The organism is Martelella sp. UBA3392 (assembly GCF_002358775.1).
Lineage (GTDB): Bacteria > Pseudomonadota > Alphaproteobacteria > Rhizobiales > Rhizobiaceae > Martelella > Martelella mediterranea.
In genome coordinates this window covers 15,225-20,041 of sequence record NZ_DEPM01000145.1, presented here as the reverse complement: position 1 = coordinate 20,041, position 4,817 = coordinate 15,225, and the positions used below count along the sequence as shown (strand labels likewise).

Here is a 4,817-nt window from a genome sequence, read left to right as displayed (position 1 = left end):
GGCCATGGTCGACCTGATGGCCATGTACGAGGCCGACGGGCTGGAAATCGATGCAAAGGAATTGCCCGACTACCTGCCGCTGTTCCTGGAATTCCTCTCCACCCGCCCCAGGGCCGAGGCGGAAGACCTTCTCGGCCAGACCGCGCATATCACCGAGGCCATCGGCGAGCGGCTGAAGAAGCGGGAATCCGTCTATGCATCGGCGTTTGCCGCGCTTTCCCTGCTGTCATTGGCTGAAGCCGACCAGAAGCTTCTGAAGGAGCTGATGGCCGCACCCGAAGACGACCCCGACGACCTGAAGGCGCTCGACAGCATTTGGGAAGAGGAAACCGTCACCTTCGGCGGCAATGCCGGCGAGGGCGCGTGCGGGCCGGACCGGCTCAGGACCCGCATGCGCGCGGCAGAGCGTCAACCCGGCGATGGCGCCGGTTCCATACCGAATTAGGAGACAGACCATGTCAGCCTATCTCAACACCCTCGTTTTCGGCATCTACCCCTATATCGCGCTCACGGTGCTGATCCTCGGGACTGTCATCCGCTATGACCGGGAGCCCTATTCATGGCGGTCGGGTTCAAGCCAGTTGCTGCGGCGCAAACAGCTCATCTGGGGCTCTGTGCTCTTCCACGTCGGCGTACTGTTCATTTTCGCCGGCCACGTCGTTGGCCTGTTGACGCCGATCTGGGTCTTCGACACTCTTGGCGTCAGTCATGGTGCCAAGCAGTTGCTGGCCGTCGTCGCCGGCGGCATTGCCGGGGTAATGGGCATTGTCGGCGCAACGCTGCTGGTCCATCGCCGGCTGTTCGATGCGCGGGTGCGCGCCGCCTCGACCTTCAGTGATACGATGATCATCATCCTGCTCTGGCTGCAGCTTCTGCTCGGCCTCGGCACGATCCCGGTGTCGCTGCATCATCTCGACGGCCATGAAATGGTGAAATTCATGAGCTGGGCGCAGGGCATCTTTACCTTCAACTTCGCCGCCTCGTCCTACGTCGCCGATGCCGCCTGGATATTCAAGGCGCATATTTTCCTGGGCCTCACCATCCTGCTCGTCTTCCCCTTCACGCGACTGGTGCACATGCTGAGCGTTCCGGTGCGCTATATCTGGCGGCCCGGCTATCAGGTTGCCCGGCAGAAGGGCGACGGGTCGCGCATCAACGGCAAACCGGCGGAGTGACGCACAATGGTCAACCTTTTCACACCGCAACAGCCGCAAACGTCGGGCGCCGGCCCCGCGCCCGGCAGCGGCTATCAGGCCGTCGACACGAAAATCCCGCCCAAGGCGCGACCGGTGTTTTCCGAGATTTCCGTCAACGGGGTGGCAATTGCCGAAAGCGCCATCCTCGCCGAGGCCCAGAACCACCCGGCAGACAATCCCGGCGCGGCGCTGAGGGCTGCGGCTGAGGCGCTCATCATCCGCCAACTGCTGCTGCAGAAAGCCGAGGAAGAACAGGTCACCGGCGCGCCGGAGACAACCGTCGACGGCAAGACCGAAACCGCCGAGGATGCGAAGATCCGGGCGCTGATCGAAATGGCGGTCGACACGCCTTCGGCCGATGACGCCGAATGCCGCCGGTTTTATGAAAACAACCGGAGCCGCTTCCGCTCCGAACCGATCTTCGAGGCGAGCCATATCCTGCTTGCCGCAAATCCGGCCGACGAGGCCGCCCGGCGGCAGGCGCGCGCCGAGGCCGGACAGATGATTGCTGATCTTGCGGCTGGCGCAGTCGGCTTTGGCGAGCTTGCGCGGGCGCGTTCGGCCTGTCCGTCGGCGCAACAGGGCGGCAATCTCGGACAGCTTTCGCCGGGCAGCACCGTACCAGAATTCGAGGCGGTGCTGATGCGGCTGCCGGAGGGTGAGGTGACAGGGTCACCGGTTGAAACCCGCTATGGCTTTCATATCATCCGCATGGATCGCCGGATCGAGGGCGAGCAATTGCCGTTCGAGGCGGTCAGGCCGCGCATCGCCGCCTGGCTGGAGGCTGCTTCCTGGTCAAAGGCTGTTCAGCAGTTCATCGCCGTTTTGGCGGCGGAAGCGACCATCGAGGGCATCGAGATCACCGGCGCCGATGGGCCGCTGGTGCAGTAAAGGCAAAGGGTTTTGTGATGGCGAACGCGGAAACAGGGACGGGTGAAAGCACGTTGCTCGCCTATATCCCGTTCATGCAGGATGACGCCGCCGACAGGGTTCTGGTAGCGGCGGCACGGCAGTTGATTGCAACGGGGCATCGCGTCGAAGGCTTCATTCAGCATGCCGAAAAGGACGAGGGCCAGTGCTGCGGCGCGGTCGATCTGGAAGACATCGCCACCGGCAAACGCTGGCAGATCATGCAGGCGCTTGGCGCCCATGCGCGCGGCTGCCGGTTGGATTTCAATGCGCTTTCGCAAGCCGCCGTTTTTGCTCAGACGCGGATCGGGATGCAGCCGGATCTCCTCATTCTCAACCGTTTCGGCAAGGGGGAAGCGCATGGCGGCGGACTGCGCTCGGTTTTCGAGGCAGCGTTTCTGGCAGACGTGCCGATCCTGACCTCGGTGAAACAGCCCTATCTCGATGGCTGGGGGACATTTTCAGGCGGTCTGTCACAAGCTTTGCCGCCCGAAACCGATGCTGTGCTGCAATGGTGTTATGAAGCCAGCGCTCGGGCGAGGCAGGTGCGCGATGCGGCATGAACGCTTGATAAGACAGGCCGTGCCGCGTCCGCTCGTCGACGGTTTCGGCCGCACCGCGACCTATCTCCGGCTGTCGGTGACGGATCGCTGCGACCTGCGCTGCACCTATTGCATGTCCGAGAACATGACATTTCTGCCGCGCCGCGATATTCTCGACCTTGAAGAGCTCCATCGTCTTTCCCGCATCTTCATGGCGCGCGGTGTGCGCAAGATCCGGATCACCGGCGGTGAGCCGCTGGTGCGCAAGAATATCATGTCGCTGTTTGCCATGCTCGGCGCTGACCTGAATCGTGGCATGCTCGACGAGCTGACGCTGACGACCAATGGCACGCTGCTGGATCGCTACGCGGAAGCGCTGTTTGACCGTGGCGTGCGCCGGGTCAACGTCTCGCTCGACACACTCGATCCCGAGCGCTATCAGACGATCACCCGCTGGGGCCGGATCGAACGGGTCTTCGCCGGCATCGAGGCGGCGCAGGCGGCAGGCCTCAGGGTCAAGATCAATGCTGTTGCCATGCGCGGCGCTTTCGAGCAGGAGGTGGATGATCTGATCCGCTTTACCCATGAACGCGGCATGGACCTGACGCTGATCGAAGAAACGCCGCTCGGCGAGGGCCAGCATGACCGCCGGGAGAGCTTTTTGTCGCTCTCGAAGCTGCGCGACACACTTTCGTCGCGCTGGACGCTTCAGCCGCTTGCCTTGAAAAGTGGTGGTCCGGCGCGTTATGTGCGGGTCGCCGAAACCGGCGGCCTGTTGGGTTTCATCACGCCGTTGTCCTGCGATTTCTGCGCCGCCTGCAACCGCCTGCGCGTCAGCGCCACCGGTGATCTTTTCACCTGCATGGGCGATGAAGGCCGGGTCGGTCTCAGGGAAACCCTGCGAGCAAGCGAGGACGACGCGCCGGTAGACGCGCTGATTGCGCGCGTGGTGGCGATGAAGCCTGAAGGACATGCATTTTCGATTACGAGGACCCGAGTTGAGGGCATCGGACGGACGATGTCCGTGCTTGGAGGATGAGATGCTGATTGTCGCACTGACCATTTCCGATCGCGCCAGCCGGGGCGAGTATGACGATCAAAGCGGCGCCATGATCGAGACCTGGCTGGCGGAAACCATCACGTCGCCCTATGCCCTGAACCGCGTCATCATCCCGGACGGGGTGGTTTCCGTACGGGAAGCGCTGACGGAGCTGTGCGACAATGTTCGCGCCGATCTGATCCTCACCACCGGCGGCACGGGCCCTGCGCCCCGCGACGAGACGCCGGAGGCGATGCAGGCGGTGATCGCAAAGGAATTGCCGGGCTTTGGCGAACTGATGCGGCGCGTCAGCCTGGAACAGGCGCCAACCGCCATCCTCTCGCGCCAGACTGCCGGGGTGCGCGGGAAGAGCCTGATCGTCAACCTGCCGGGCCGACCGGCGTCGATAAGGCTTTGCCTCGATGCGGTTTTCCCGGCGGTACCCTATTGTCTCGACCTGATCGGCGCCGGCCGCATCGAGACCGACCCGGCGCGGATCAAGGCGCATCGGCCGCCGGGCTGAAACCGGCCATTCGAGAGGGAGTTTCGGACATGAGAGGACGACCCGCGCCGGAGCGCACGGTGATCATCGACGGCAAGCCGCTTCCGGAGGTTCTGGACGAGGCGATGATCCGGGCCGTGGTGCATGGCTTCTACGACCGGATCCGCGAGGACGCGCTGCTCGGGCCGGTCTTCAATAGACGGATCGCCGCCGATGACTGGCCGCGCCATCTTGAGCGGATGTGCGACTTCTGGTCCGCGACGCTGCTACGCACGGCGCGCTATCAGGGCCGCCCGCTGCCGCCGCATCTGGCGATACCCGAAATCGAGGAGCGGCATTTCGAGCGCTGGCTGCAGCTCTTTGCCGAAACCGTCGATGCGCTCTGCCCGAAAGAGGTGGCGTCGCTGTTTCTCGACAGGGCCATGCGCATCGCGCATTCCTTCCGTCTGGCGATCGGCTTTCATCGCGGCGAGGATACGACCGGGCTCTGCCCGATCGGATATGCCGATCTTGATCGGCTGGCGGATCGAGCGACAGATGGGGAGGGGCCATGAGCGCTCAGGAAACCGGGACCTTCGTCGAACGCAATGCGGAAGGCCAGTTCGAAATCGGCGCGGAGCGGCTCGCCC

Annotated in this window: 7 protein-coding genes; all 7 read left to right on the top strand. The window is 63.7% G+C overall.

Annotated elements, in window-relative coordinates; all coding sequences use genetic code 11:
• Positions 1 to 445, top strand: a 445-nt coding sequence (locus tag B4E36_RS11150; RefSeq protein ID WP_345900346.1) for a nitrate reductase molybdenum cofactor assembly chaperone, incomplete at its 5' end; no start/stop codon positions are given.
• Between the two features lie 10 nt (positions 446 to 455).
• Complete coding sequence (gene narI / locus B4E36_RS11145; RefSeq protein ID WP_345900345.1) at positions 456 to 1,175, top strand: respiratory nitrate reductase subunit gamma; 720 nt, start codon at positions 456 to 458, stop codon at positions 1,173 to 1,175.
• A gap of 6 nt (positions 1,176 to 1,181) precedes the next feature.
• Positions 1,182 to 2,087, top strand: a complete 906-nt coding sequence (locus tag B4E36_RS11140; protein ID WP_292052027.1) for a peptidylprolyl isomerase — start codon at positions 1,182 to 1,184, stop codon at positions 2,085 to 2,087.
• 17 nt (positions 2,088 to 2,104) lie between these two features.
• The gene (locus tag B4E36_RS11135) at positions 2,105 to 2,668 is read left to right on the top strand and encodes a DUF2478 domain-containing protein (protein ID WP_292052029.1); all 564 of its coding nucleotides are present in this window, start codon (positions 2,105 to 2,107) and stop codon (positions 2,666 to 2,668) included.
• Positions 2,658 to 3,686: a GTP 3',8-cyclase MoaA gene (gene moaA / locus B4E36_RS11130; RefSeq protein WP_292052031.1), complete on the top strand. Its 1,029-nt coding sequence runs from the start codon at positions 2,658 to 2,660 to the stop codon at positions 3,684 to 3,686. The genes B4E36_RS11135 and moaA overlap by 11 nt, the downstream gene beginning before the upstream one ends.
• A 1-nt stretch (position 3,687) precedes the next feature.
• Positions 3,688 to 4,209 (top strand): molybdopterin adenylyltransferase, encoded by a 522-nt coding sequence (gene mog / locus B4E36_RS11125; protein ID WP_292052033.1) that lies wholly within the window; start codon positions 3,688 to 3,690, stop codon positions 4,207 to 4,209.
• Positions 4,210 to 4,238: 29 nt separating this feature from the next.
• Positions 4,239 to 4,742, top strand: coding sequence for a group III truncated hemoglobin (locus B4E36_RS11120; RefSeq protein WP_292052034.1), 504 nt, complete (start codon positions 4,239 to 4,241; stop codon positions 4,740 to 4,742).
• Positions 4,743 to 4,817 lie beyond the last annotated feature (75 nt).

Excerpts from the sequence above, each read along its gene's own strand:
- narI (WP_345900345.1), top strand. The coding sequence starts at position 456 with ATGTCAGCCTATCTCAACACCCTCGTTTTCGGCATCTACCCCTATATC.
- B4E36_RS11140 (WP_292052027.1), top strand. The coding sequence starts at position 1,182 with ATGGTCAACCTTTTCACACCGCAACAGCCGCAAACGTCGGGCGCCGGC.
- B4E36_RS11135 (WP_292052029.1), top strand. The coding sequence starts at position 2,105 with ATGGCGAACGCGGAAACAGGGACGGGTGAAAGCACGTTGCTCGCCTAT.
- moaA (WP_292052031.1), top strand. The coding sequence starts at position 2,658 with ATGCGGCATGAACGCTTGATAAGACAGGCCGTGCCGCGTCCGCTCGTC.
- mog (WP_292052033.1), top strand. The coding sequence starts at position 3,688 with ATGCTGATTGTCGCACTGACCATTTCCGATCGCGCCAGCCGGGGCGAG.
- B4E36_RS11120 (WP_292052034.1), top strand. The coding sequence starts at position 4,239 with ATGAGAGGACGACCCGCGCCGGAGCGCACGGTGATCATCGACGGCAAG.